Source organism: Hymenobacter sp. 102 (assembly GCF_049949205.1).
Taxonomy (GTDB): domain Bacteria; phylum Bacteroidota; class Bacteroidia; order Cytophagales; family Hymenobacteraceae; genus Hymenobacter.
The window spans coordinates 61,638-88,292 of record NZ_CP188174.1 but is presented as its reverse complement, the minus strand read 5'-3'; the positions used below and the strand labels follow the sequence as shown (position 1 = coordinate 88,292).

The 26,655-nt window shown below is 57.3% G+C and carries 20 protein-coding genes; 15 read left to right on the top strand and 5 right to left on the bottom strand.

Features of this window, described 5'->3' with window-relative positions; translation table 11 throughout:
* The first annotated feature begins 74 nt into the window (after positions 1-74).
* The 15 genes from ACN19L_RS24210 (at position 75) to ACN19L_RS24140 (ending at position 23,335) form a co-directional block, all read left to right on the top strand.
* Positions 75-833 carry a hypothetical protein gene (locus ACN19L_RS24210; RefSeq protein ID WP_426491442.1) on the top strand — a complete coding sequence of 253 codons (759 nt, stop codon included), beginning with the start codon at positions 75-77 and terminating at the stop codon, positions 831-833.
* Positions 817-1,362, top strand: a complete 546-nt coding sequence (locus tag ACN19L_RS24205; protein WP_426491441.1) for a BREX protein BrxB domain-containing protein — start codon at positions 817-819, stop codon at positions 1,360-1,362. Before ACN19L_RS24210 ends, ACN19L_RS24205 begins: the two co-directional genes overlap by 17 nt.
* 20 nt (positions 1,363-1,382) lie before the next feature.
* Positions 1,383-4,820, top strand: coding sequence for a BREX system P-loop protein BrxC (brxC, locus tag ACN19L_RS24200; protein WP_426491440.1), 3,438 nt, complete (start codon positions 1,383-1,385; stop codon positions 4,818-4,820).
* Positions 4,821-5,025: 205 nt separating this feature from the next.
* Positions 5,026-8,265, top strand: a complete 3,240-nt coding sequence (locus ACN19L_RS24195) for an Eco57I restriction-modification methylase domain-containing protein (protein WP_426491439.1) — start codon at positions 5,026-5,028, stop codon at positions 8,263-8,265.
* Between the two features lie 55 nt (positions 8,266-8,320).
* Positions 8,321-10,654, top strand: a complete 2,334-nt coding sequence (gene pglZ / locus ACN19L_RS24190) for a BREX-1 system phosphatase PglZ type B (protein WP_426491438.1) — start codon at positions 8,321-8,323, stop codon at positions 10,652-10,654.
* 13 nt (positions 10,655-10,667) lie between these two features.
* Positions 10,668-12,713 carry a protease Lon-related BREX system protein BrxL gene (gene brxL, locus ACN19L_RS24185; protein ID WP_426491437.1) on the top strand — a complete coding sequence of 682 codons (2,046 nt, stop codon included), beginning with the start codon at positions 10,668-10,670 and terminating at the stop codon, positions 12,711-12,713.
* Between the two features lie 39 nt (positions 12,714-12,752).
* The gene (locus tag ACN19L_RS24180; RefSeq protein ID WP_426491436.1) at positions 12,753-14,843 is read left to right on the top strand and encodes a GmrSD restriction endonuclease domain-containing protein; all 2,091 of its coding nucleotides are present in this window, start codon (positions 12,753-12,755) and stop codon (positions 14,841-14,843) included.
* Positions 14,844-15,048: 205 nt separating this feature from the next.
* A complete protein-coding gene (locus tag ACN19L_RS24175) occupies positions 15,049-15,999 on the top strand; it encodes an Abi family protein (RefSeq protein WP_426491435.1) in 951 nt (316 codons plus the stop codon).
* 64 nt (positions 16,000-16,063) lie between these two features.
* Positions 16,064-16,459 carry a hypothetical protein gene (locus ACN19L_RS24170; protein WP_426491434.1) on the top strand — a complete coding sequence of 132 codons (396 nt, stop codon included), beginning with the start codon at positions 16,064-16,066 and terminating at the stop codon, positions 16,457-16,459.
* A 150-nt stretch (positions 16,460-16,609) separates the two neighbouring features.
* Positions 16,610-17,149, top strand: coding sequence for a hypothetical protein (locus tag ACN19L_RS24165; protein ID WP_426491433.1), 540 nt, complete (start codon positions 16,610-16,612; stop codon positions 17,147-17,149).
* Positions 17,150-17,869: 720 nt separating this feature from the next.
* Positions 17,870-18,997 carry a replication initiation protein gene (locus tag ACN19L_RS24160; RefSeq protein WP_426491432.1) on the top strand — a complete coding sequence of 376 codons (1,128 nt, stop codon included), beginning with the start codon at positions 17,870-17,872 and terminating at the stop codon, positions 18,995-18,997.
* A gap of 98 nt (positions 18,998-19,095) precedes the next feature.
* On the top strand, positions 19,096-19,959 hold the full coding sequence (locus tag ACN19L_RS24155) for a hypothetical protein (protein WP_426491431.1): 864 nt from the start codon (positions 19,096-19,098) through the stop codon (positions 19,957-19,959).
* 3 nt (positions 19,960-19,962) lie between these two features.
* Positions 19,963-20,874, top strand: coding sequence for a hypothetical protein (locus ACN19L_RS24150; protein WP_426491430.1), 912 nt, complete (start codon positions 19,963-19,965; stop codon positions 20,872-20,874).
* A gap of 614 nt (positions 20,875-21,488) precedes the next feature.
* Positions 21,489-22,505, top strand: coding sequence for a hypothetical protein (locus tag ACN19L_RS24145; protein WP_426491429.1), 1,017 nt, complete (start codon positions 21,489-21,491; stop codon positions 22,503-22,505).
* Positions 22,493-23,335, top strand: a complete 843-nt coding sequence (locus tag ACN19L_RS24140) for an agmatine deiminase family protein (RefSeq protein WP_426491428.1) — start codon at positions 22,493-22,495, stop codon at positions 23,333-23,335. Before ACN19L_RS24145 ends, ACN19L_RS24140 begins: the two co-directional genes overlap by 13 nt.
* Before the next feature lie 30 nt (positions 23,336-23,365).
* Here the strand turns inward: ACN19L_RS24140 and ACN19L_RS24135 are convergent, their stop codons facing one another.
* The 5 genes from ACN19L_RS24135 to ACN19L_RS24115 all read right to left on the bottom strand — a co-directional run bounded on the left by ACN19L_RS24135 (position 23,366) and on the right by ACN19L_RS24115 (position 26,161).
* The gene (locus tag ACN19L_RS24135; RefSeq protein ID WP_426491427.1) at positions 23,366-23,680 is read right to left on the bottom strand and encodes a hypothetical protein; all 315 of its coding nucleotides are present in this window, start codon (positions 23,678-23,680) and stop codon (positions 23,366-23,368) included.
* Between the two features lie 192 nt (positions 23,681-23,872).
* The gene (locus tag ACN19L_RS24130; protein WP_426491426.1) at positions 23,873-24,217 is read right to left on the bottom strand and encodes a hypothetical protein; all 345 of its coding nucleotides are present in this window, start codon (positions 24,215-24,217) and stop codon (positions 23,873-23,875) included.
* An 8-nt stretch (positions 24,218-24,225) separates the two neighbouring features.
* Complete coding sequence (locus ACN19L_RS24125; protein ID WP_426491425.1) at positions 24,226-24,678, bottom strand: hypothetical protein; 453 nt, start codon at positions 24,676-24,678, stop codon at positions 24,226-24,228.
* A 60-nt stretch (positions 24,679-24,738) separates the two neighbouring features.
* On the bottom strand, positions 24,739-25,014 hold the full coding sequence (locus ACN19L_RS24120) for a hypothetical protein (RefSeq protein ID WP_426491424.1): 276 nt from the start codon (positions 25,012-25,014) through the stop codon (positions 24,739-24,741).
* 115 nt (positions 25,015-25,129) lie between these two features.
* A complete protein-coding gene (locus tag ACN19L_RS24115) occupies positions 25,130-26,161 on the bottom strand; it encodes a hypothetical protein (RefSeq protein ID WP_426491423.1) in 1,032 nt (343 codons plus the stop codon).
* Positions 26,162-26,655 lie beyond the last annotated feature (494 nt).

Below are 26,655 nucleotides of genomic sequence, written 5' to 3'. Positions count from 1 at the left end.
GGGAGATTCCTATTACTTGTGCCCTCGCAATTGAGTAGCTTTACGCTAAAAGTCCTACCCTTATCTTAGCCTTTTTGCCGGCTTTTGTTTCGAAACAGTTGAGCACCACTACTACTATCCACACGAGCCGCACCATCATGTTTGCGGAGCTGGCCCGGGTGATGAATTACGCAGCCGGCAGCGGTACTTTTCACGATTCGCTGAGCGAGAACGTAGTAGGGAAGCGCACGAAATCGAATCTGGATAAAACCAACATTCTGCTCCAAAAGCTCTACACGTTTAATCCGCAGTACGCCCCGTTCCGGGCTTTTGCTTATTTCTGGCCCCTGGCCAGCGAAACCGACCAGCGCATCATGGCTTTGCTGCTCGCCCTGACGCGGGAGCCGCTGCTGGCCGAGAGTGCAGACCTGGTCCTGAACACGCGGCTGGGGGAATCCGCTACCGTGGAGCAATTCCTGGAAGGCTTGGAGCATCGGCATCCTGACCGGTACAGCAAGGGCAGCGCCCATGCCATTGCACAGCGCTTGGCCAGTTCCTGGAAGCAGGCCGGGTACCTGGAAGGCAAAGTGAAAACCCGCCGGGTGCAGCCCCAACCGCAACTCTACGCGGTGACTTATGCCCTGCTGCTGGCCTATCTACACGGGGAGCGAGGTGAGTTTATTCTGCGCAGCAAATGGGTTCAGGCGCTGGGCCTGCCCGAGGCCGAAGTGCGCAAGCTGGCCGCCGAAGCGGCCCTGCACAACCTGCTCCAGTATCAGGCTGCCGCCGCCGTTACGGTCTTTGCTTTCCCTCAACTCTATAAATTGCTCGACCTGCATGGCCTCGAAAGTTGAATCCCTGCTGCTGGCGTTCCAGTCGGTGCTGCGCGAGCCCTGGGCCAACACGCTTTCCGGCCACGAGCGGGTGTGGTTCCTGGTATATGACCCGGCGGAACAGCGAAAAATCGACCTGAACTTCGGCGACTTCGAGGTGGCAGCCAAGCAAGCCGGCAAGAAATGGCTGCTGGTCTCCCTGAAGCCCTGCTTTCCGCAGTGGATGGCTGCCCACAAATACCGGGAAAGCTACTTTGCCAAGCCAAGTGCCCTGATGACACAGCTGGAAGTCGGCTTCCGGCAGTACGCCATCGACTACCTGCGCACAGCCATCGAGGCGGGCCAGCCCGACGAGCAAACCCTGGTGGTGGTGCGGGACGCCGGCGCGCTATTTGGCTTCGTGCGCCTGGCCGATGTGCTGGAAGCTGTGGCCAGCAGCTGCCGCGGCCGGCTCCTGGTTTTCTTTCCCGGCGAATACAGCCAAAATCAATACCGTCTGCTGGATGCCCGCGACGGCTGGAACTACCTCGCCCGCCCCATCACGGGTTAATTCTCCTTGCTTACCCTTCCATGTTAAACCGCGACTTATTTACCCTCACCCCGCAATCCAGCAATCTGCTCAACGATGGGGTTGTTAATATCAACGCACAGGAACAAAAGATTGTCCGCTACGAGCTGGAGACTTTCGTGTGCGAAGGCGAATACGAGCGGGGCTTGCAGCGCATTCTGGATACTTACCTGAAGCATCTGGAAAAGCCGCAGCAGCCGGCCGTGTGGGTGAGCGGCTTCTTCGGCAGTGGTAAGTCGCACCTGGTGAAAATGCTGGGCTACCTGTGGGAGGATTTTGCGTTTCCTTCGGGCGATACCGCCCGGACTATCAAGCAACTGCCGACCCCGGTAAACGACCTGTTCGTGGAGCTGGGCCGCAAGCAGAAGGTGCAGGGCAAGCTGGCCGTGATTGGCACCTTGAAGGACTTTCCTTCGCCCGATATCCGATATTCCTTCCTCAGTCTGCTGCTGAAGGCACTGGACCTGCCGGCGCAGCTGCACCTGTTCAAATTCGTGCACTGGTGCATCAAGCAGGGCATTCACGATGAACTTGTAGCCCGCATGGAGGCAGAAGGAACCACGCTGGAAGAAGAAGCCCAGAACCTGTCGGTTTCGCCCATTCTGGCGCGGGCCGTGCTGGAGCTGCTGCCCAGCTTTGCCGATTCGGAAGCCCAGGTGCTGGACCGGTTTGAAACCAACTTCCGGCCCCAGAGCCCGAATGAAATGCTGAGCCGGGAGCAGCTGATTTACACCATCAAAAAGGAAATCCTGCCGCTGAAGTTCGGCGACAAGATTCCGTGTACCATCATCGTGCTGGATGAGGTGCAGCAGTTTATCGGGCAAGACAGCAGCCGCACCATTGAGATTCAAAACCTGGCCCAGGACCTCTGCGCCGAGTTTGAGGGCAAATTTCTGCTGGTGGCCACGGGCCAGAACGCCCTGACCGACACGCCCCAGCTGTTGCCCCTGACTCACCGCTTCTCGGTGAGCGTGCTGCTCTCGGATACCGACGTGGAAACGGTGACGCGTAAAACCGTACTGCACAAAAAGCCTTCGGCGGTAGTACCGCTCAATAAGCTGCTGGAAGACCGGCTGGGCGAGATTTCGCGCAACCTGAGCGGCTCGGATTTCAGCTACAGCACCGCCGAGCGGGAGCTGTTGAGCGCCGACTACCCCATGCTGCCTTCCACGCGCAAGTTTTGGAAGCGCATCCTACAAATCATCGACACCGCCGGCATGGACGGGCAGCTGCGCAGCCAGCTGCGCATCGTGAACGACGGGGTGAACGACGTGGCTCACAAGCCACTGGGCCACATCGTACCGGCCGACTTCGTGTTCTGGCAGAAAAAGGCCCAGATGTCGCAGAGCCCGGTATTGCTCAACGAAACGCTCAACCTGATTGAGCTGCAAAAGACCAAAGGGCCGCACGGTGAGCTGGAAAGCCGGATTCTGGCCGTGGTATTCCTGCTGGACCTGCTGCCCGACAACGTGCCGGGCAACAAAATCCAGGCCGACGACAACACCATTGCCGACCTGCTGCTCGACAACCTGAACCAAGCCTCGGATGACTTCCGCGAGCAAGTGAAGGCCGCCATTCAGCGGCTAGTGCAGCAGCAGCACCTGATGCAGATTGCGAACGAGTACCGCCTGCAAACGAAAGTAGGAGCCGAGTGGCAGCAGGAATACAAAAAGCACGAAGCCAAGCTGACCAACACCGGCGGCGACCAGATTCAGCGGGAGCTACGCGAACGTATCGTGAACTTCTTCAAGGAGCGGTCCAAGGCCATCAACATCGTGCACGGCACCTCCCGGGTGAAGCGCGACTTTGAAATCTGGGACCAGCTGACCACCCGCCCAACCACCGAAAACCGGCTGCTGTACGTCTGGATTCGGGATGGGTGGAACGACGGGGAAAGCCTGTTGCTTAACGAAATACGCAGTGAGGGCGCGGCCGTACCCCTGTCTTACGTGTACGTGGCCAAGTACCGGGATGCGGATATTCGCCGCGAAATTGTGCGCTACCTGGCTGCCGACCATACCTTAAAGGTAAAGGCCAATAACCTGTCGCCGGAATCGGAGCAGGCCCGGCGCAGCATGGCCACCCAGCGCGGCCTGGCCCACCAGGCCCTGCAGGATTTAATTGAAGCGGCGTGCAAAGAAGCGGCCGTGTACCTGGCCGGCGGCAAAAAAATCGACACCGGCGACGTAATGGCCGACGTGCGCGACGCCCTCGGCAGCCTGGCTGACCGGCAATTCCCGGAGTTCAAGGCTAAAGGGGACTTCACCGGCTGGGGCGCGGCCCTGACCAAGGCCATCGGCAACGCGCCCGACGCGCTGGCCAAAGTGGGCTGGAAAAACGACGTGAAAGACCACCCCGTGGCCGTGGAGATTCTGCGCTTCATGGGCAACGGCACCCACCAGGGCAAGGCCATTCGGCAGCACTTCATGAAGAGCCCCTACGGCTTCGAGCAGGACGCCGTGGACACCATGCTGCTGATGCTGCGCCTGACCGACCAGATTTCGACCACCGAAACCACCCTCAACCAGAGCAAGATTAGCGCGGCCGAGTTCCGGAAGGAAGTTCACTCCGTGGAGGCGAAGGACCGGGTGAAGCTACGTCAGCTGTTCGCCTCGGCGGATATCAAGTGCCAGTCGGGTGAGGAGCTGGCGGCCTCGGGCAACTACCTGCGCGCCCTGCTGGCCCTGGCCGACCGGGCGGGCGGCGAAGCGCCTATGCCCGCGCCGCCCAACACCCAGGCCCTGCACGACCTGGAAGGCCGCGAAGGCAATGAGCGGCTGCTGGGCCTGCTGGAGCAGCAAGCCGAGCTGCGCAAGCTCCACGCCGACTGGACCCAGCAAGCCGCCATTGCCAAGCAGCGCCAGCCACAGTGGCAGCTGCTGGCTGACCTGCTGCGCCTAGCGCCGGCAGTCTCGCCCGTCATCGAGCCCATCCGTGAGGAAGCCGACGCGCTGCGTGCCGGCCGCCTGCTGCTGCACGAGCCCGACCTGGTAGCGCCTCTGCTGGCGCGGCTGGCCGACGAGCTGAAAACCGCTCTAACCGAACGCAAACAACGCTACATCGACGACTACGATGCGCGCATGAACACGCTGCAGGCCGACTCCTATTTTACCAAGTTGGCCCAGCCGCAGAAGCATGACTTGCTAAGCCAGAACCAGCTGCTGAAGAAACCTGAACTAAAACCGCTGGACGCCGCCGGCCTGCTGAGCGACCTGCAAAAGGCCTCGTTGGAAACCTGGGAAACCAAGCTGGCCGCGCTGCCGGGGCAGTTTCAGGCGGTGCACGCGGCGGCCGTGAAGCTGACGCAGCCCAAAGCCCAGATGTACAAGCTGCCGCGCACCACCATTGCCTCGCGCCCTGAGCTGGAAGAGTACCTGAACGACCTCCGCGCCGAGTTGGAAGAAATGTTAGACAACGGGGAGTCGGTGATTCTGAACTAGACCTCACCTGGCCGTCATGCTGAGCTTGTCGAAGCATCTCTACCGCTTCGTCCGCAACGATGCAACGACGCGGTAGGATGCTTCGGCTACGCTCCGCTTCGCTCAGCATGACGTTCTTTTTGCTGCCTGCTGCTTACTTCCTACCGCCTGCTCGCCTGGCCCGCATATCCTATCCTTACCGCCCACCCTCCCGAACCAAACCCGCATGTCCGTCCTGACCGCGCCCCAACGGGGCACCCTCGAAAACACCGTCATCAAAGCCCGCAAGGTGGCCGAAACGGGCGCGCGCAACGCCCTGGCGGCGCTGGCCGTGGACCAGGCCGAGCCGTTTGGCCACCTCGACGCGGCCGGGCGGGAGCTGCGGGTACGCCTGCGGGCGAAAGGCCGGCTGCTGGGCGATACCCGCGCCGCCGATGGCCGCCAGCCGCTCGACCACCTGAACACCGAGCTGGCCTACGAATACTGGCACCGAATGCTGTTTGCCCGGTTTCTGGAAGCCAACCACCTGCTGATGTACGACGGCGTGAGCGTGACGCTGGAAGACGTGGCCGAGCTGGGCCCCGAGGATGGCTACGCCGACAAGTGGAGCGCCGCCGGGGCCTACGCCTCGCGGATGCTGCCGGCCATCTTCCGGCCCGAAGACCCGCTGCTGCAGGTGAGCTTCGCGCCCGACGACCGGATTGCGCTGGAAAGCCTGCTGGAAAAGCTGGAAGAAGCCATTTTCACCGCCGACGATGCTCTGGGTTGGGTGTACCAGTTTTGGCAGACGGAGCGCAAAGCGGAAATAAACGCCAGCGGCGACAAGATTGACGGGGCCCGGCTGCCGGCCGTGACGCAGCTCTTCACCGAGCCCTACATGGTGCATTTCCTGCTCGACAACACCCTGGGCGCATGGTGGGTGGCCCGCCACCCCGGCGAAAAGCCTCCCGTGCGTCTCGACTACCTGCGCCGCCTGTCCGATGGCCAGCCGGCCGCCGGCACCTTCGCCGGCTGGCCCGCCACTACGGCCGAGGTAACCCTGCTGGACCCCTGCATGGGCTCGGGCCATTTTGTGGCCGCCGCCTTCCCCATGCTGGCCCGGCTGCGGATGCATGAGGAAAACCTCAGCGCCGAAGAAGCCACTGACCGGGTGCTCACCGACAACCTGCACGGCCTGGAGCTGGATGCTCGCTGCACCCAGATTGCCGCCTTCAACCTCGCCCTCACCGTCTGGAAATTCTGCAAGGGTTACCGGCCCCTGCCGGTGCTGAACCTAGCGTGTAGTGGCCTGGCCCCTACCGGTAAAGTAGAGGAATGGCAACGCCTGGCGGGCACCGACACCCGCTTGCGCAACGGCATGAAGCGCCTCTATGAGCTGTTTCAGAAAGCCCCAGAACTAGGTAGCCTTATTGACCCTGCCACAGTAGCCGCTGACATTTACACAGCCAGCTTCGACGAACTACGGCCGATGCTGGAAACTGCCATTGCGCAGGAACAAGCCAAACACGACGATGAGCAGGTAGAGCGTGGGGTAGTAGCGCAGGGCATTGCGCTGGCGGGCAAGCTTCTAGCTCAGAAATACACCTTGCTCATTACCAATGTGCCTTACCTGGCGCGAGGGAAACAGGCTAAAGTGCTGGCACAATACTGCTCGGATTATTACCCACTTTCGAAAGCTGACCTAGCCACAACATTCTTAGAGAGGATGTTCAAAATAACCAAACAGGGCTGCACCGCTTGCAGTGTGATGCCCCAGAATTGGCTATTCATGTCCTCTTATAAGACCTTCAGAGAGAATCTTCTAAAAAGGAAGGATTGGAACACAATCATCAAACTTGGTCCGGGAGCCTTTAATGAAATTGGTGGAGAAGTGGTTAAGGCTATTTTAGTAGCTATAAGCAACGGGCTGAAATCAGAATCTGACACTCTACTCGGGCTCGATATATCAGATGCCAAAGGCACTTATAATAAGAACAACGCGCTTCTGACGGATGAACCCGTGTTAATGTCTCAGAAGCAGCAATTGAACAATCCAGATGCTCGTATTCTCATTGAAGATGGTTCCACACCCAAAAACAACTTGCCTCTTTTAGGCAAATACTGTACTTCATTCCAAGGAATCAAAACCGGAGATGATTTCAGATATAAAAGCTTTTTCTGGGACCAGCAAAATCTAAAAAACTGGAAACTGTCTTACGGTGGCCCGACTCAGGGCGCATCTTCTGGCGCTAGTTATGCTTTAAAGTGGTTGAACGCGAAGAATGATTTTGCTAGATACCAGGGTTTTAAAGCTTATGGCAGGGACGGCGTATACGTGACTAATGTAGGAAGCATAGTTGTAAGTGATTATCACAAAACAGCTTTCACTAGCGAAGTCACAATTGTAATTCCTAACGAAAAACACCACTTACCAGCAGTAAAAGCTTATTTAAGTTCAAAAGATTTTGAATCTGAGTTAAGAAAGATTGATTCTAATCTTGCTGTTTCAACGTCATCAGTTGTCAAAGTTCCCTTCGACCTAGCTCACTGGCAGAAAGTAGCCAAAGAACAATACCCTAACGGCCTGCCCCTGCCCTACAGCGACGACCCAACGCAGTGGCTGTTCCACGGCCACCCCGAGCCCAGCACGGCCCCGCTGCACGTGGCGCTGGCGCGGCTGCTCGGCTACCGCTGGCCCGCCGAAACCGATGCCGACATGGAGCTGGCCCCCGAAGCCCGCGCCCACCTGGCGGATATCCAACAGTACGACCACCTCACCGACCGCGACGGCATCGTGTGCCTGCCCCCCGTGAATGGCGAGCCAGCCGCCGCCGAGGCCTTGCGCACCTACCTGCAGGCCGTGTACGGCGCGGCCTACACCACCACCACTCTGGAAACGCTGCTGGGCCGCGAAGGCGCCAAGGGCAACCTGGACAAGTGGCTGCGCGAGGAGTTTTTCGCCCAGCACTGCAAGCTGTTTCAGCAGCGCCCCTTCCTGTGGCACATCTGGGACGGCCGCGCCGACGGCTTCAGCGCCATCGTCAATTACCACCAGCTCACCCGCGAGGGCCTGCAAAAGCTCATCTACACCTACCTCGGCGACTGGCTGCGGCAGTGCGAGCAGCAGGTGAAGCGCAACGAAAGCGGGGCCGACGGCCGCCTACTGGCCGCCCAGGCCCTCGACCGTAAGCTCAAAGCCATTCAGGCCGGCGAAAGCCCCTACGACATCTTCGTGCGCTGGAAGCCCCTCGCCCAGCAGCCTATGGGCTGGGAGCCCGACCTCAACGACGGCGTGCGCCTCAACATCCGCCCCTTCATGGAAGCCGAAGTGCTGCGCCGCAAGCCCGCCATCAAGTGGGGCACCGACCGGGGCAAAAACCCCGCCTCCGCCCCCTGGGGCGAGCTGCGCGACAACGACAAGCACTGCACCCTAGCCGAAAAGCGCGCCGCCCGCGACGCCGCCGAAAGTCAGAAGAAGCCCTCGTAGTCATCCTAGCTTCCCCCTGATTCGCTTCACCGCTCCGTAGCCCACTGCGCCCTCCATGCCCCCCAAGCTCACCCTGAAAGACAAAGTACTGGCCAGCCTGCGCGAGGTGGCCCAGCACAACAGCAGCAGTATGGTGCCGCCGGAGGTAATTCTGTGGCCCGACCCCGAGCGACAGTGGGAGGCCGTGCTGCCCCTGCTGCGCCCGGTGCTGCCCGAGCTGCTGACCTTGGGAGACTACAAAGCTGACCTGCGGCAAGGCCCGGCGGTGTGGCTGAAGTGCATGGTAGCCCGCACACTTCCCACCGCCGACTGGCCAGCCGGCACCATTCCGGTTATCTACCTGCCCGGCATTTCCAAGAAAGACCTCCGCACGCCCGAGCCGCAGGGTCTGCAGCTGGCCCCGCTGCGCGAATACCAGTTCACGGGCGTCGTTTGGCTGCAGGACAACGGCAAGGAATGGACCATCAGCGCCTTCATCCAGAACCCCGGCAGTGGCCAGGGCCGCCGCACCGCCACCGACACCGCCACCAAAGACACCCTGCTGCACGCGCTGCCCTGGCTGTTTGAGGAAAGCGAAACGCTCTACGGCAAGGGCACCCTCGATGCCGGCCACGTGCTGGCCGCCCTGTTCCCCGACGAGCCCGCCTGCGTGCTGCGCTGGCTGGAAGAAGGCGACGCCTACCTGGCCGGGCTGGAGCCGGGCCGCCAGGCCCTGTTCCGTACCCTCTGCGAAACCCGCTACGACTTCACGCCCGAGGCCAGCCAGCGCCTGGTGGTGGCGCAGTGGCTCGGCATTCGGCGGCAGGCGGTGTGGCAGCCCGTTTGGCAGCACTTCACCCACGCCCCGCACAAGTTCAAGGAACTGCCGGCCCTGCTCCGGCAAGCCCAGCCGCCTGGCCTGGGCGGTATGCTCACCACCAACCCCGAGAGCTGGCCCCAGGTAAACGAAGACCAGGAAACCGTGCTGCGCCAGGGCTTAGTGAAAGCCGCGGCCCAGCTACCGCCCGCCGCCGCCGCCCAGCTGGCCGCGTTGGAGGCCGCCCACGGCATGCGCCGCGCCTGGGTGTGGGCCGATTTGCAACAAGCCCCGCTGGCGCAGGCTCTGCCGCACCTGCTGCACCTGGTGCAAGTGGCCACCGGCCCCGTGCCCAACCACGACCTGACTAAGCTGCGCCACTACTACGAGCAGCAGGGCTACCAGGCCGACCAGGCCATGCGCCTGGCACTGGCCGCCGTGAGCACCGGCCCCGATAAGGAAGCGGTGCAGGCAGTCGTTCGGCTGTTTTACCAGCCCTGGTTGGAGTTGGTCACTGACCGGTTTCAGCAACTACTGCGGGCCGATGCCAGCGCGCTGCTGCCCGCCAGTGTGCCGCCGCCCTCCGAAGAAGCCTTTGTGTTGTTCGTGGATGCCTTCCGTCTGGAAGTGGCCCAGGAATTTGTGGCGCAGCTCCGCCAGCAAGGCTACGAGGTGGAGCTGACCACGGCCTGGTCGGCCCTGCCCAGCGTGACGCCCACGGCTAAAGCCTGGTCGTCGCCGCTGGCCGGCATCGTGTCCCGCCAAAGCGCAGTAGCCGACTTCGTGCCCCAGCTAGCCGATTCCGGCAAAGTGCTGAACACGGCCAACTTTCGTGGTGCGCTGCCCCAGGTCGGCTACTCGTATCTACCCCTCGGCACCGCCCCACAAGCTGGGCAGCGCTACTGGCAGGAAATCGGCGACGTAGACACAAAGGGCCACGAGGAACAGGCGGGCATCGTGCACCGCATCCCCGAGCTGCTGCGCCGGGTGAAAGAAGCCGTTGACCGGGCTCTGGAGGGCGGCGCCCCGCGCATCCGCCTCGTCACCGACCACGGCTGGCTGCTACTGCCGGGCGGCCTGCCCAAAGAGCAGCTCTCGAAAGACCTGGTGGATACCCGCTGGGGCCGCTGCGCCCTGCTGAAGCCCGGAGCCACTTCCTCCCTGCTGCAACTGCCCTGGAGCTGGAATCCGCAGGAATTCATCACCTACGCGCCAGGCATTTCCTTTTTCAAGGCCAACGTGGAGTTTGCCCACGGGGGCCTTTCCCTACACGAATGCCTCGTGCCGGTGCTCATCATCAGCAAGGGCGGTGCCGCGGCAGGCCCGGTCAGCGGCAAAATCACGGCTCAAAAATGGGTGAACCTACGCTGCACCGTGGCCGTGGAAGACGCGCCCGAAGGGTCCGTAGTTGACCTACGTACCTCCCTGACAGATGCGGGCTCCTCTCTGTTGCTGCACCCGCCCAAAGCCGTTGCCGGGGGCAAGGCCTCGCTGATGGCCGATGACGCCAAGCAGGGTCAGCCGGCTATTTTGGTGCTCCTGGGACCGGACAATACGATTCTGGATAAACAGTCCACGCTAGTGGGCGAATGATGTTGCGCACGTTATGGAATTAGATACCATTGACCACATTGCCGCTCGCGCCTTCGAGGGCTTTATCGTGCGCAAAGACTTGCTGGAGCAGTTCCGCAAGACCTACCCGGTGCCCACTTACGTTATCGAGTTTCTGCTGGGGCGCTATTGTGCCACCACCGACGAGCAGGAAATTCAGGAAGGCCTGGAGATAGTGAAGCGGCAGCTGGCCGACCGCACCGTGCGGCCGGGCGAGGAGGAATACTTCAAGTCCAAAGCTCGCGAGAAAGGCTCCATCAAGCTCATTGACATCATCACCGCGAAGCTGGATGCCCGCACCGACAGCTACGTGGCCACCCTGCCCAGCTTGCGCCTGAATAACGTGCGCATCGCGCCGGAGATGGTGAACGAGAACGACCGGATGCTGACGGGCGGCTTCTACGCCGAAGTGGAGCTGGACTACGACCCCACCATTGCTCAGGAAAACAGCGGCCGGCCGTTCGGCATTGCCAGCCTGCGGCCCATCCAACTCTCCCAGCGCAACGTGCTGAATGAGCTGTATCGGGGCCGGGAGCAGTTTACGCTGGCCGAGTGGCAGGACTTTCTGGTGCGCAGCGTGGGCATGGAGCCCGGCGGCATGAGCGAGCGGGCCAAAAACGTGCTTTTCGTGCGGATGCTGCCCTTCGTGGAGCGCAACTATAACCTGGTGGAGCTGGGGCCGCGTGGTACGGGCAAGTCGCACCTGTACCAGCAGATTTCGCCCTATTCGCACCTGGTATCGGGAGGTAAAACCACCGTCACCAAAATGTTTGTGAACCTGAGCAACGGGGAGCGGGGCCTGGTGTGCAAGTACGACGTGGTGTGCTTCGATGAAGTGTCGGGCGTGAGCTTCGACCAGAAGGACGGCGTGAACATCATGAAGGGCTACATGGAAAGCGGGGAGTTCAGCCGCGGCAAGGAGCCTATTCGCGCCGATGGGGGCGTGGTGCTGGTCGGCAACTTTGACGTGGACGTGGAGCACCAGCAGCGCGTGGGGCACCTGTTCGGTCCGTTGCCCAAGGAGATGCGCGACGACACGGCCTTTATGGACCGCATCCACGCCTTCGTGCCCGGTTGGGACTTCCCTAAGCTGCACAAGGCCTACTTCACCACCCATTTTGGCCTGGTCAGCGACTTCCTGGCTGAGTGCTGGACGCGGCTGCGCGACACCAGCCGGATTTCGGCCGTGCTGCCTCGGGTGGATTTCGGCGGGGCCCTAAGCGGCCGCGACACCACTGCCGTGCACAAAACCATCAACGGCCTGCTGAAGCTGATGCAGCCCGACCCAGCGGCCCCCATCTCGGACGAACTGCTAGAATGGGCCGTGAAACTGGCCTTGGAATACCGCCGCCGGGTAAAAGAGCAGCAGAAGCGCATTGGCTCGGCTGAGTTTCGCAACACCCATTTTAGCTACCGCCTGGGCGTGGACGGCATCGAAACCTTCGTTACGACGCCCGAACTGCACAGTGAGAATACCATTGGCGAAGACCCCCAGCCCCCCGGACAGGTGTGGACGCTGAATACGGGAGGCACCGATGAGCCTGCGGGCCTTTACAAAATTGAAGTCAACGTGGGTCCGGGCAGTGGGGTGAAAGTGCTCAACCGGCCGGCCCCGCCCGCTTTCCAGGAAAGCGTGCGCTTCGCCGAGCAAAACCTCTACAGCAAAGCCAAGGAGCTGCTGGGCGACCGGGAGCCCCGCGCCCACGAATTCTCTGTGCAGCTGCGCTCTTTTGATGCCTCCAAAAACGGCAGCGGCTTGGGCATGGGGGTGCTAATTGCGCTGTGTAGCTCGCTGCTGGAAAAGAGCACCAAGGGCGGCCTGGCCCTGGTGGGGCAGTTGAACCTGGGCGGCTCAATAGACCTGGTTTACAACGCCGTCAACCTAGCGGAGCTGGCCGTGGAGAAGGGGGCCTCTACCTTGCTCATTCCGCTCAATGCTCGCAAGCAGCTCAACGACCTCTCGGATGAGATGATTACCAAAATCAACATTCAGTATTACACCGATTTGCGTGACTGTCTGCTGAAGGCCCTGCAGGATTAACCGCCCCTGGCTTATCAAACATACGCTACCTCCCTACCCATGAAAGCCAAGCAGGCCAACCTCCTCAAGTTTCTGCAAACCTCGAAGCAGTTCATCATCCCGATTTATCAGCGGACCTACAGCTGGCAGGAAAGCCAGTGCCAGCAGCTGCTGCACGACATTATCGGCATCAGCAAAGCCGAAGACAATGCCGGGCACTTTGTCGGGTCGGTGGTCTACTTTGAGCAGGACCACCACAACGCGTCGGAGGTACCGGAGCTGCTGATTATTGACGGCCAGCAGCGGGTCACGACGCTGACGCTGTTATTGGCAGCGCTGGCGGAACTGGTGCAGCAGTACCCTGACGTGCTGGAAAGCACCTCGGCCACCAAGCTGAAAAACTACTATCTGTTCAATGCCGAAGAAGAGGGTGCGCTTCGCTACAAGCTCATGCTCACCCGGGGTGATAAGCAGTCCTTAATTGACGTGCTGGAAGGGCATCCCAAACCACCCGTCGAGGTGGCCAGCAACGTGCGGCGCAACTACGAATACTTCCGCAAGCACCTGACCCTGGAAAATGCCCGGACGGTATATGCCGGCCTGCAGCGGCTATTTATCGTGGATGTGGCGCTGGAGCGCGGCGTTGACAACCCGCAGATGATATTCGAGAGCATGAACTCGACGGGGCTGGCGCTTTCGCAGGCCGACCTGATTCGAAACTACGTACTCATGGGCCAGGAGCCTAAAACGCAGGCTCGGCTCTACGAGCACTATTGGTTCCCGATGGAACAGCTGTTTGGGGAGCACTACGCGAACTACTTCGACTGGTTTGTCCGGGATTATCTGACGCTCAAAACCGGGCATATTCCCCGCATCGACGGGGTGTATGCCAGCTATAAAACCTTCCTGAAAGACACGAAAGTGCCCGCGGTGGTGGAAGAGCGGCTACGCGACCTGCACCGCTACGCCGGGTATTACGTGCGCATCGTGCTGCCCGAAGCCAATCACGAAGCGGACGTGCGGCTGCGCAGAGCGCACCAGGATTTGTTGGAGCTGCGGGCCGATACCGCTACCCCGTTTCTGCTGGAAGTATACGCGGACTACGAAGACGGGCATCTGACGGCCGAGGAGCACGAGCAGGTGGTTCGCCTGATTGAGGCCTATGTGTTCCGGCGCGTCGTGTGCGGCATTCCCACCAATAGCCTGAACAAAACCTTCGCGGCCTTGGGGCGGCTGGTTCGCAAGCCACAGTACCTGGAAAGCCTGTATGCGGCCTTTCAGCTAAAAGACAGCTACCGTCGCTTTCCCACGGACGCGGAGTTTAAGCGCGAGTTTCAGGACCGGGATTTATACAACCTGCGGCTCCGCAACTACATCCTTGACCGGCTGGAAAACTTCGGGCGCAAAGAGCGGGTGCTGGTCGATGAATACACCATCGAGCATATTCTGCCCCAGAACGAAAACCTATCCAAAGCCTGGCGGGATGAATTGGGACCGGAGTGGCGTCGGATACAAGAGGAACGTCTGCACACCATCGGCAACCTCACGCTGACGGGCTATAACTCCCGGTTGAGCGACAAGCCGTTTGCTTTCAAGAAAACAGTGGAGGGAGGCTTTGCCGACAGCCCCATCCGCCTGAATGCCGGCGTAGCCAAGGAAGCCCAGTGGACGGAGGACGCCATCAAGCGGCGCGGGCAGACCCTGGCCACGAAGGCCCTGAAAATCTGGGTGGCCCCGGCATTAACCGACGCGCAGTTAACCCCCTACCGTGAACCGGAGGCCGCTGCCGATGGGGAGTACAAATTGGAGCAGTTTAACTTTCTGACCGGCGAGATGGGCGATTTATTTCATGCCTTTCAGAAGCGAGTGCTCAACCTGGATGCCACGGTTAAGCAGGAGGTAAAGAAGCTGTACATCGCCTTCAAGCTGGACACCAACTTTGTGGACGTCATACCGCAGAAAAGCCGGCTACGCCTTTCGCTGAACTTACCCTTTGAAGAAATTCGGGACCCTCGCAACCTCTGCAAGGATGTGCGGGGCCTGGGCCGCTGGGGCAATGGGGAGGCAGAAGTCGGCCTCGCCTCGCCCGCCGACCTGGACGATGCCATGCATTTAGTCCGGCAAGCCTACGAATGGCAACTGGAGAACTGAGTGCCGGAGCCAGCAGTTCGTTCGTATTGACTTTTCTTTCCGAAAGCCGTATCTTTGCCCTACAAAAAAAGTATCCGCCACATCGGCTTTGCCGGTGCTGTTTGGTTGGTACCGTAAAATTCTTCGGTCACAAGTTTCGGCTTGCTGTTTGACCGGAAGCCCACCCCGCTGAGGGTGGGTTTTTTTTTGCCTGCCGTTCTGCCCTATGCCGCCCCGTCCCATCCGCCACTTCACCAAGCCAGCTATTGATTTTACCCAGCAGCTGCAGAAGCTGCAGGCTAGGGGCTTGGTGGTGGCAGACGAGCCGCGAGCCCTGCGTTACCTGGCCAACATCAGCTATTACCGACTCAGTGGCTACTGGGGCAGCTTTCTGGTGCCGGGTACTAGCCAGTTTCAGCCCGGCACTACTTTCGACGACATTCTGCACCGTTATCAGTTCGACAAGCAGCTGCGCCTACTCTGCCTGGAAGCCATTGAGAGGCTGGAAATATCGTTTCGCACCCAAATCATTTACCACATCACCCGCTATACCGGCGACAACAACTGGTACGAGCAGGCCCGCTTCTTCAAGCGCGGCACCCCGGCGGAACAGGCGGCTTCCTCCAAACTCCTTTCCACTATTCGGGGGGAGTTGGACCGTGCTAAAAGCAAAACATTTATCGCCGATTACTACCACTTCTACGACCAGCCGCGTAACCCGCCCGCCTGGATGGTGCTGGAACTGCTCTCCTTCGGCACACTCTATAACCTGTTTACCCAGTTTGTGGACACCACGCCCAAGCTGGCCATTGCCAACCATTTCAACCTAGCGTTACGGGTGTTTGACTCCTGGATGCAAAGCATCAACGATGTCCGCAACAAGTGCGCGCACCACGACCGGCTCTGGGACATTTCCATGAAGCCCATGCTCTCCAATCAGCGGGGCCACGCCGGCTACTGGCTTACGGAACACAATGTCACGGCCATCAACACCAAAATTTATTACACCCTCTCCATCTTCAACTTCCTGATGGTGAAGGTCAGCCAGACCTCCAGCTTTGGACGGCGCGTGGTAGCGCTACTGCGCGAATACGACCTCATTACGCCGGGCCTACACCGGCAACACATGGGTTTTCCGGCCGGCTGGGACCAGGAGATTATGTGGCTGGAGCCATAGATACCGGCAATATTAGCGTTGTTTCCCCCTCTGTACCATCATTTTTAGTTCTGCCCCAGACCGTATGACGTTTGATGATGATTCCGCCGCACGTTTTGAAGCCGATTTTCCCTCGTTCGACGCTTCGTTTGCCGTGACGTATGAAGACGCACTACGCCTGGTGCGGGGGTATCTGCGCGCTTACGAGCCGGCGGCCCTGCCGGAGCTACTGAACCGCTGCGCGGACCTGGGCGTGGCAGTTGATGCGCAGCAGCTGGACTGGGTATACTATGGCCCCCTTGTTAAGCAGGAGCCCAAGCTGATTCAAAGCCTACTGGATGTCTTCGGCTACCAAGCTACCTTGTTGGGCTTTGATGTCGGGCCGACACGGGGTAAGATGCGCTACATGCTCTTCCTGAAGACAAAGGGTCGTCTGGCTCGCTTTCAACAGGAACTGGCAGACTTTGATGCGGAAGTATAGAAGCGGCTGTTCTTCCAATTGGGCGGATTTACACGCTAAGCATTGCGTTGGCTCGCGCACGGGCCACTAGAGTTGGAGCAGAATTTCCCGTTAAGGAGCAGTACAGCTTCTCCGTATTTTTGAGCTTCCTCCTTCCTATCGTTCCTGCGCATGGACCAGCTCCGCATGATAGAATACCAGCCGCGCTACTGGCGCGTGGTGTATCCGGCAGTCGTGCTGGAGCACGAAGCGTTATTCCAGCAGGGTAAAGCGCTGCACACCTCTGCGCCGCAAGAGGCGGAGCGAATCTACCGGCGTATTATGGCCGCCTGCGGGGAACTGCACCTAGACGCGGTTTCGCATTTGGGAATGCTGCTCAATAACCGAACGCCCGGCTTGGGCCTTACCTATCTCATGCAGGCCTTTATGCAGGCCCGGCTACTGTTTCCCAAAGCCTTTGAGGAAGGCCGGGACGTATTGCTTTATGAGTCCACTGGTAATGGCTTCGTGCTAACGGCCTATTATGCCATGGGTGTCGAGTTGCAGAAAGCGAAGCGGTGGGCCGAGGCGCTGGCCCTATTTGAATTTCTAGTGCTTATCAATCCAAAGGACAACCACGGGGCAGGAAGGTGGATTGCGGGCCTGAAAGAGCGACTAGCTACCATGGGGGGCAATCCGGACCCAGCGGCAATTTCGCTGGTTAGACCTTAGCCTGTGGCAATCGACTCCGGAAAATTATGGAATCAGGTGGTGCTCCTGATGGCCTTATCGGTCAGCTTTTGGACTACATATCTAACCAAGGCCAAATCTGCGCTGTGTGGCGTCTTCGACCAGTGAAGCAGGTGCAGTTCAGTCCTTAATGGCTGCATCTCTCCTACGCGCTGTATCCTGGGTGGAACGGGCTGTTCGTTGTGTAGGCAGTGCCACGCTTTATCGGAATTAGCCGGCTTGGGGCAAGTCAAAGGAATGGCACGTAGGCGTAAGATGAGCAGTATACGCTTTATAAAAATAATAGTATTAAATAGTAAAAAAGTGCAATCCCATTTTTTGGCTTTTATGCTCTTTTTTACTGTTTTGTTTGTCTGCTTTTCGGGGTTCTGACGGGTTTTATACCATCCCTAAAAGCTTCCTTCTCGGGGAAACTACATAGTTGGAATTTTTACTGATTGTCTTTTAAAAAAGACAAGGTAGTTCACTATAAGGAGTAGGAAGCATTAAAAGGAGTTTTACCCCTACTGGCTGAACTGAATAAAAGGAGCTTTACCCCCACTCATTTCTCGATTAAAAGGAGTTTTACCCCTACCCTGGAAATGATTAAAAGGAGTTTTACCCCTACCTATTAGGAGTTGATAATTTCTTACTCCTTTTATTTCGTGTTACTTTGTCACTCTCTATCCCCAACTGTCCTTCTGCATTTGGAATCTAGCCGCTATGAGTAACAAGAAAGTGACCACCGCCTCGCTACCCCTGGGGCTGGTCTACGAGCCGCAGCACAAGGAGCTGGTGAAGCAGCATTGGAACGTAACCTTCTCCCGGCAGCGGAAGATGAGCGTGCTGGCGAAGCGTATTATGGCACGGGTGCTCGACCAAATCCGGGATGATGACTTTGAGCTGCGGCCCTTCTACCAGATGCGCGTCAGCGACGTGGTAGTGGACGCCGGCGTGAAGGCCGAAACCGTCTATAAAGAGGTGGAGGGTGCTATTCTGGAACTGCTGGCGGTTATCTGGACATTCAAGAGCCCGGACTCGTCGGAGTGGCGGGCCCGCCACCTGCTCGATACCAGTAAGGATGAGACGGCCGGGTATAAAAACGGTATTATATCTATACCGCTGAATCCGGCGCTATCCGACTACTTCATCAACGTAGCCCATTATACCAGCTACCAGCTCTCGCACTATATGCGGCTGAAAAGCTGGTACTCCATGCGGTTCTTCGAGATACTATCTGCGTTCAAGGATACCGGCTTCTGGGAAGTTACCATTGAGGAATACCGGACGCTGATGGATTGCGGCCCGGTGCTGGACAAGCGCCAGCAGCCCAAAAAAGACAAGTCCGGCAAGGTGCTCATGAAGTACCCGCTGGTGAAAGACCTGGTGCACTACACCACTAAAGAGCCGCTGGAGGAGCTGGCCGAAAGCGACGTGGCCTTTACCATGCAGCCTGTCTACGAAGCTGAGCGGGCCACCCGGGGCCGGCCCCGGATTGTGCGGCTACGCTTTGAGTTAAATCAGAAGCAGCAAACCAAGATTCCGGCCTCCTGGCTGGCCGACCCGGTCACGGCCTCACTCATCGAGCGACTCCGCGCCTGGAAGGTCACTGACCGCAACATCGCGCTTCATGCCCCTACCCTGGGCCGCGACGGGGTAAAGAAGATTCTGCGGGAGTGGGACCTGAAAGCTATTCATCCAACGGACCGCATCAACAGCAAGGAAAAGTATTGCAACACGGCTATTTCGCGGGCGGCGAAGCAGTTACTGGCCGAGCAGAAAGCCGAAGCGCTGCAGGTTCGCAAGGACCTGCAGCTTGGCCTGTTCGCGACGGCAGCCGACAAAACGTAACTAGCGTTTGAGGTTTACCTTACATGCTCGTAGGGGGAGGCCACAAAAAAAAGAGAATCCATATCTTCACTGACCTTTAACCTTCAAAACACAAGCTTGTGTCGACCACTGAAATCCTCAAGGAAGCATATACGCTCATCGACAATAAAATTAGCCAAAGTACATTTATCGACATAAGTGAAACGATTATTGACTCTTTGATAAAAAAATTTGGCAAAGGCACCGTTAGCAGATACGCTGGCAGCGATGACACCAGTGAAATAAACAATGTGTTAACCCATGTCATAGAAGTAGGGAGCCTGAAGGCAATGAAGGACGCAGGGTTGATAATTAATACTAACACTTTGACGGATAGATGCATTGCGACTGCTTTCATTATGAATCATTCGCTTGCCCAAGTTTTAAAACAAAAGGGTGCTTTTAATTATAGCCGCGATGGCTATTTTACATTCGATGGTGTTCAGATTCTAGCTGGGAGAATCCATGAACTTTGTGGCATTCATCTTAGCTATAACAATCTGCCTCAACATGTGAAGAATGACACATTTACAGTAGACGAATTATTCACATTCTATTTAGGAGATTATTATGTTAAAAAGAATATTCCCCCATTCTCTATTGTTTGCAAACCTTCTGTAGAAACTATTAACTATGGTTCCATCGCTTCTGAGAAAAATCTTGCAGACGCTATGAAGTCATGGGAAAATTGCTTGTTTGATATAAGCAACAGTCAACTAAGAGTTTCGCATAATGGTGAGATAATATTTGAAAGCCCTCTTGAGCTGATTGAAGCTGACGAAATTTATGAAACGTTTTTAGGCAATATCAACTCGTTTCAGAAATTTAGATTCCTCAAATCCGGTAATACAGCATCGCTCATCATGAATGCTGTGCATAAGAAGCATCAGTTTACCATAGCAAGCGTACTACCGCACGGCTTTGCAATAACCTATACGTACTAAAACATGTCACATGCACTAAGTACAGAGTACATAATGCACATAAGCTCGTATTTCAAGAACAATAACTCTCTTTATCCTCCAGGCATGGTTGCAATAAACCTCGAACTACTTAGCGAGGTGTCACTGCCAGGTTCTGACCTGCCTTATAATTCTATAACCAATAGGTATGTTCATTGGGAGTTAATGAATACTCCAAAGCAATCATCCAGTGTTTTTGAGCTTGCAGACACAATGATGATATATTTTTGGAATTACTGGACCATGCCAGTTGAATTTTGCTCAAGCTATTATGGAGGAGATTGGTATTACGACGGCAAGAACCTTAATTTCGTAAAAATTGATTTTGAGAAACAATGGAGAATTCTTCATGTTATTTCTCAACTGTCAACCGCAAGATGCTCACCGCATGGCCCTTATTTGTTAAAGATTTCTAATATGCTTTACAAAGAAGATGCGAAAATTGCAGTAGCAATGCTAATGCTTGGGATAGAATTTGATATTATCATTGACTTCCTTGGTAGAGATATCATAAAACAAGCCCTTAACAGCATTCGAGATAAAAGGCAATATATCAGAAATAATAAATATAAAGCAAATTATGATACTGTTATCAGTTTTATTCTTGAAAAAGAAAAATCTTTAGACAATATATACTTACTTGAAAGACTAATGACTTTTTTCAATGTTTACAGTGATGCATTTAAGTTTTTAAGAATTTTACAGTTAGATACAAAGGGAGTAGGCAAGACCTTTGGAGAGCTTGACAACATTGCGGATTACAACAAATACTTGACTTTAGAAAGTATATTTTCAATTAGTAAACATAAAGAAGAAATGTCTGCTTGGTATCAGCGTAGAGAGTTGAGTTTGGGACCAAGAAAATACTATGCGTATACATATCATGAGAAGAAGTGAGTTATAAAATATCCAATTACAAGGCTTAAGCAGCACCGTGAGCTTTAGAGCATAGGCGGTCCACGCGGCTAGCCAACAGTATTGCATCTGCTTCGCTTTGGCTCAAGTCAATAGCCCTTAAATAACATGAGTCCTGACCCCTATAAGCAGAGCTTAACCGATGCCGCTGCCAGGCTGATATATATTCGGGAGCTACTATTCGACGCCACTTTTCAGGTCGCCATCACCAATGAATTGAGAGACTGGTCGGATACCGTAGAGGAGGGAGAGGTACACTCCATCTCGAAAGAGCTATTGGAAAGCTGCAGCGACACGAATGTTCAACTGCTGACTAAGCTGCTTACCAGCGTGGAGAGGACCTGCGACTCACTCCTTAATCTCAATAGCCTGGAGTTAGAAGAAGACCCTGACTAAGGATGCGCTAGCAGTCCTCTGAGAGTTGGCGCAAGCAAAATCGGCAGTATAAATCATTGCTATTGCAGCAATTATAAATTTTATAATTGCTACTAAAACAACTACTTAGCTCATTTTTAAAATGCTCGTAATTCGCTAGGAGCGGATGTATTCGCGGTGTAATGTTGTGGCATCTATTACCAATCAGCCCAGTATTACGCATGCTCTCTTCCCATCAAATCGAGACTTTAAAAGCCGGCAAAGCGGCCCAGCTACCGGCCAGCCGTGTCATCACCGAGGCGGCATTGCCTTCATCGACCTATACCTACTTTCTGTATGACGAGTGCTGGCTCACGGACCAGGCCTCGCTGCCCGAGCTGCTTGAAGGCCTGCGCGTAGCGGGGTCACCTGAGCTGGGAGGATTCATCTGTCACTACTATCATACTGCACTGGCGGGGCGGCTGCCGCAAACCCGCTACCTCATCGAGCAGAAAGTACCTTTTGCCGCTGAGTTCAGCGAATACCTGTTGGCCGCCGACCGCCGCAACTACAGCCGGCCGAAGGAATGGCTTCAGTACCTGACGCAGCAGATTCACGAGGCGCAGCCCGAAGACATCGACTACTTCTTCACGGAGATAGCCGCCACGCTTCAGCATCGCTTGGTGGTGCGGACAGAAACCAAAATCTTCCGCATCACGGAGCTTGAGTTTTACTATCACAGCCGAAACCACCCCGACCCCTACGTACACAGAGACGCGGAACAGCTAAAGCCTTTGCACTGGTATTTCAACAAGGCTACCAGCCTAGACCTTACGTTTGGCGACCGGGACAGCAACAGCTTTGGTGGCATTCTGCTGCGGGGGCTTCAATTGCTGAGCACTGCCCCTACCGACGAGGTAACGCCCTCCTACCCCTACATCATGGGCCCGCAGCTCCTGACCAGAGCGCTGGTAGCCAGCTGGGGCAGCGCGCTGAACGGCGCGACGTACCTTTCCCTGGAAGAGAGTTCTACCCCGACGGAAGCACCGCCCACAGCCTGGCGCACGGCCCGCGTAGGGCTAACCTTTCGGCCTGATGAGGAAGACACAGCGCTTCCCTACGTGACGCGGCCTTACCGCTTCCTGGCCGACGAAGGCTACTTATCCCGCCTCAAGAACAAGGAAAGCATCTGCAAGCAGCAGCGCATGGATGCTGATACGGTTCGCCGCATCCTGGGCTATAAGCCATGCTGGCTATGATTGCGGCCAGCCCGGTTGCCCGCTTCTACCTGGCCGACACCCTCACCCAGCGGCACCCCGCTACCGCGACGGCCCTTACTGATGCGCTGCTTAAAAGTGGGGCGACAGTCGCTACCCTGCCCGGAACCCGGGATATCTGGGCCCGGGATTTTATGCCCGTGCCTACCGCCCGCGGACGCCTGATGCAGTTTCGCTATTTCCCGGACTACTTGCGCCCTAAGCGGTGGCATACGACCATCACCGACGGCGCTGCAGTAGCAAACCGGCTGGGCCTACCGCTCCAGCGGAGCCCGCTCATAGTCGACGGCGGCAACGTGGTCAGCCGGTTCGGCCGGGTACTTATGTCGGACAAAGTGCTACGCGAGAATCCCATGGTGCCCCGCTCCCGGCTGCTGCGCATGCTGGCTGATGCCTTGGAAGTAGACCGGATTGACTTGGTACCGGCTCACCCCGACGACTTCACCGGCCATGCTGACGGGTTGGTGCAGCTGCTCGATGAGCGAACGGCCCTGGTAAATGACTACCGCCGGCATGAGCCCGTCATCTGGCAACGCCTGCTAAAGGCCCTGCGACGCGCTGGCTTCGACTGTGTACCCTTGCCCTACAATCCCTACCAGAATACCGATTACACATCGGCAGTGGGCGAGTATATCAACTATCTGAGTGTGGGGAAGACACTAATTATTCCCGTCTACCACCAAGCAGAGGATGAGCTAGTCCTGCGCCGCCTGCACGAACTCTACCCCGACTTTGAAATAATTCCGCTCGATGGCAGAGCGGTGGCCAAGCAAGGGGGCGTGTTTCACTGCGTGACGTGGAATACGGATTGAGAAAGCCCTAGCCCTTTAGCTGCGAAGGCGCTAGCTTTTGGCAGGCAATACGCCCCCGGCCTTCAACTCATCCCGGGTGTAGTTTATTGGTCCTGTGGTTGGTTTTGCCGGGCGCGTATGCGGGGGGAGCGTATCGTCTTCTTTGGTGGCCAGGAAATAGAATACCTGCGGCTCGTGGTACGTGTAAGGCTTAATTCGCCCTGCACGGATACCGTTCTCTATCCCATTCAGATAGTTTTTCAGGCGAGTAGCTTGGTCCTCAGTCAACTCAAATGAGTTGGGATAGACAGCTTGGTTGAGTTTCTGTAGCGTGAGTACCGGGTCCACGTTAGATAAAACGTGCACGATGCTATAGATTCTCTGCATTTCACTGTTACCCGCCCGAAAGCAGTAGTATCGGTCACGGCTAAGCAGGTTTTCCTTGGCCGGCCTGGAGTGGATAAGCTGCTTTTCGATTAAATGCGCCGTTTCACTGGCGGGAAGTGTAATCACGGATGGCTCGTAGCTGGGCATAGCTTGTTTCTGCGACTGGCTGAATCAGGATTTTGAAGCCTTTTTGGACGGCTTTTTCTTAGCTGCAGCAGATTGGGATGGCTCCTCGCTTGCATCCTCACTTGGCTCCGCCGGCCGGTTCTGATACTCGTCGCGAATGAGGTCGATAAGCTGCTGCTCGGGCACTCTTAGCAGCGCAGCCAGCGCCAGCAGTTCCTTTATGGTCAGGGTTTCGGGCTCCTTGATGCGGCGCTGGGCCGTGCGGTGGTTGATATCCAAGCCCTCCGTGAGCTGCATAATCTTGGTACCGGTCTGCCGCAGCAGTTCGGCGAGGGTGCTGGCCGTGACGGTGGCAGCCTGCGCCTGGATGGAGATGAGGTGACGTGTCATGGGCAAGGCTACTTTCTGCTGGTAAGGGGGAGCAAAGGATTTTTAATGGCGCGGAATGAGCGTTGGGGCGGCTCGCCGGCCCGCACCTGGGCTAGCAACTCTTCTACCTGCTCCAGTTCGAGTAGCTCGCGCATAGGGCCGATAAAGGTGAACCCTCCGAATATGCTCTCGTCGCCGTGCACGAATCGCAGCAGATAGTAGCGGTCGTCATACGGCGCAGCGTATCGCACCAGCATTACCAGCGCCGGCGGAGCAATGGCGTACTGCTCACAGAGCTTACCGGCCAGGTCCACAACGCCCAACGCAATACGGTCCCAGAAGAACTGGGGCAGGTCAAGGGCGATGGCCCACCCGTGGGCCGGGTGAACCAGTACCTCACACCGGGCGGACTGGGCCTGGTCATCAAAGAAGTAGAATGGTTCGGCTTGTTGAATACCGGGGATGCGAAGCAGGCTTTCCAATAGTAGAGGGTCAGGAATGGTAATTCAGGTACTAGGTTCGGCTTACGTACAGGCGCGTTGTTAGTGGCAGCAGCGCGGGAAACTTGAACGGCTGCCCCGCGACGCTTCTTCACGGAGCAGCATCGCATCCTCCCACCGCTCGCTTTCCACTAGCGCCAGCACAGCCCACCGGCAGACCTGCCGGGCATCCGACGCGGCGGCCATCAGCTGGCCCGCCTTCTGCCGGCGCTCAATAGAAAAGGCCGGGTGGTTGAGAACGAGTGCCAGCCAGGCCCGGGCTTTTTCCAGTGGTAGCGGGTCAGCCGTAAAGTGGTCGATAGGAACGGAAACAGCCATAGCTATTCTATGCACAATGTACGAAGTATAATTGCACTTACTGCGAAGCCAGTGGGAAGCGGCCTATTTGCAAAACATCCCGGTCGGCCACTGGCCAACCGGGATGCTGCGGGCATTACCTCATCATCTCAGACCGCATGAGCAGGACCGGACCGGCCACCACATCCACGGGGGAGTACTGGTCAAGCGGATAGGTTTCGTACCACAGGGCCGTGGCCAGCGGGTTGATGGGGCGCTCCTTGAATTTGCCCTCGTCGTCGAAGACCAGAATCCAGTCCTGGTAAGCTCCGTGCTGGGGATGATGCACGTCGATGTAGTCGCATCCCAAAGCCGCATACAGCTGCGCCAGCTTGAACGTCCGGCCCTTCACGGGTCGCACCTCCTGGATACTGCCGTCGACTCCCAACAGCATGGCCGCCCCCTCGGCCGGGAGCATGGCGCGATACTGGCGGGCGAAGTAGTCGCCCAGGGCCTTCACGCTGGCCAGCCGCTGCCCGTCCGCGAGTTGAAAAGGGCCATGCTCGTAGGCATGGGTTAGAAACCTCTTGCCGGTGGTACCGCACAGCGCCACGATGCGCGATTGGTCAGGCTGCCCCACCTGCACCTGCACAAACAGGCGCGGCGGCAAGGGCTTCCAGAACGGCTGCCCCTGTTCGTCACCGGCCAATATCTGGCTGCTGTGCAGGCTGAACAGCAACGGCTCAGCCGCCACGGCTGCCGCCGGTGGTGTGGGCTCGTCGTCCACCCCAAACAGCAATGCCTCCGCCACTGCCCCGGAACCATCCTTGAGCTGGTAGTGCCAAGCTCCCTGCACAAAGTCGCGGGCCGCTACCGTCAGCGGCTGCTCTACCCCAAAAAGGCGCACGGTCTGCCCGGGATTAAAGCGCGCCGGTGCGGTTCCGGCCGGTACAGGGTGAGTTAGGCCTTTCACCCAGCGTAGGCCCTGTGGGCCACGAAACCGCACCTGCTGGCCCGCCGCCACCGAAGCCGCCTCGGCCCTGTCGTCAGTGCGGTTAAGGTAGCCGCTCAACTCTACGCGGCAATAGGCTGCTGCCTCAGCAATGGTAGCGAACAGCGCCGCCGGGAAGCTGTCCCCGTACTGGCGGAGAACTTCAAATTGATAGCTGGCAAGATGGGGGTTTTTCATGCTTTAAAGGGCGTTTAGAGTGGTTATTGATTCTAAATGGTCAACATTCGCCCTTTGCCCTTAGTTGCATTTTATACAATTTTTATTAGCACTTTATGCTAATATTTCTTGTCTTGTGGTGTATCTGATTGCCATGCAAAAACTCAAAAGCCTTTTCGGCCGCGTGACCGAAAAGGCTTTTGGTAGCTCTGTGCTACAGGAAGGGCTTCTACCGCGCTAAGACGTGGCTGGGGCTAAGATGCTGATGAGCCGCTCAATGGGGATTCCGGGAGTGAAGGGGTGCGTGTTACCCCACGCGTGGGCTTTGATACGGCGCACGTCTTCGTCAGAGAGGCCCACATGGCCAAGCTCGGTTTGCCCCCTGAATACATGGCAATGATTGCCGAACATATTCAGGGTGAAAGTAACGGGAACGTGTTCGTCTAGTAGGTGCAGAAGCGGGTAGTATGCGGTTGACATGGCAACAGAGTGAAGAGGTACACCTAGAATTTACA

Excerpts from the sequence above, each read along its gene's own strand:
- ACN19L_RS24205 (WP_426491441.1), top strand. The coding sequence starts at position 817 with ATGGCCTCGAAAGTTGAATCCCTGCTGCTGGCGTTCCAGTCGGTGCTG.
- brxC (WP_426491440.1), top strand. The coding sequence starts at position 1,383 with ATGTTAAACCGCGACTTATTTACCCTCACCCCGCAATCCAGCAATCTG.
- ACN19L_RS24195 (WP_426491439.1), top strand. The coding sequence starts at position 5,026 with ATGTCCGTCCTGACCGCGCCCCAACGGGGCACCCTCGAAAACACCGTC.
- pglZ (WP_426491438.1), top strand. The coding sequence starts at position 8,321 with ATGCCCCCCAAGCTCACCCTGAAAGACAAAGTACTGGCCAGCCTGCGC.
- brxL (WP_426491437.1), top strand. The coding sequence starts at position 10,668 with ATGGAATTAGATACCATTGACCACATTGCCGCTCGCGCCTTCGAGGGC.
- ACN19L_RS24180 (WP_426491436.1), top strand. The coding sequence starts at position 12,753 with ATGAAAGCCAAGCAGGCCAACCTCCTCAAGTTTCTGCAAACCTCGAAG.
- ACN19L_RS24175 (WP_426491435.1), top strand. The coding sequence starts at position 15,049 with ATGCCGCCCCGTCCCATCCGCCACTTCACCAAGCCAGCTATTGATTTT.
- ACN19L_RS24170 (WP_426491434.1), top strand. The coding sequence starts at position 16,064 with ATGACGTTTGATGATGATTCCGCCGCACGTTTTGAAGCCGATTTTCCC.
- ACN19L_RS24165 (WP_426491433.1), top strand. The coding sequence starts at position 16,610 with ATGGACCAGCTCCGCATGATAGAATACCAGCCGCGCTACTGGCGCGTG.
- ACN19L_RS24160 (WP_426491432.1), top strand. The coding sequence starts at position 17,870 with ATGAGTAACAAGAAAGTGACCACCGCCTCGCTACCCCTGGGGCTGGTC.
- ACN19L_RS24150 (WP_426491430.1), top strand. The coding sequence starts at position 19,963 with ATGTCACATGCACTAAGTACAGAGTACATAATGCACATAAGCTCGTAT.
- ACN19L_RS24145 (WP_426491429.1), top strand. The coding sequence starts at position 21,489 with ATGCTCTCTTCCCATCAAATCGAGACTTTAAAAGCCGGCAAAGCGGCC.
- ACN19L_RS24140 (WP_426491428.1), top strand. The coding sequence starts at position 22,493 with ATGCTGGCTATGATTGCGGCCAGCCCGGTTGCCCGCTTCTACCTGGCC.
- ACN19L_RS24130 (WP_426491426.1), bottom strand. The coding sequence starts at position 24,217 with ATGACACGTCACCTCATCTCCATCCAGGCGCAGGCTGCCACCGTCACG.
- ACN19L_RS24120 (WP_426491424.1), bottom strand. The coding sequence starts at position 25,014 with ATGGCTGTTTCCGTTCCTATCGACCACTTTACGGCTGACCCGCTACCA.
- ACN19L_RS24115 (WP_426491423.1), bottom strand. The coding sequence starts at position 26,161 with ATGAAAAACCCCCATCTTGCCAGCTATCAATTTGAAGTTCTCCGCCAG.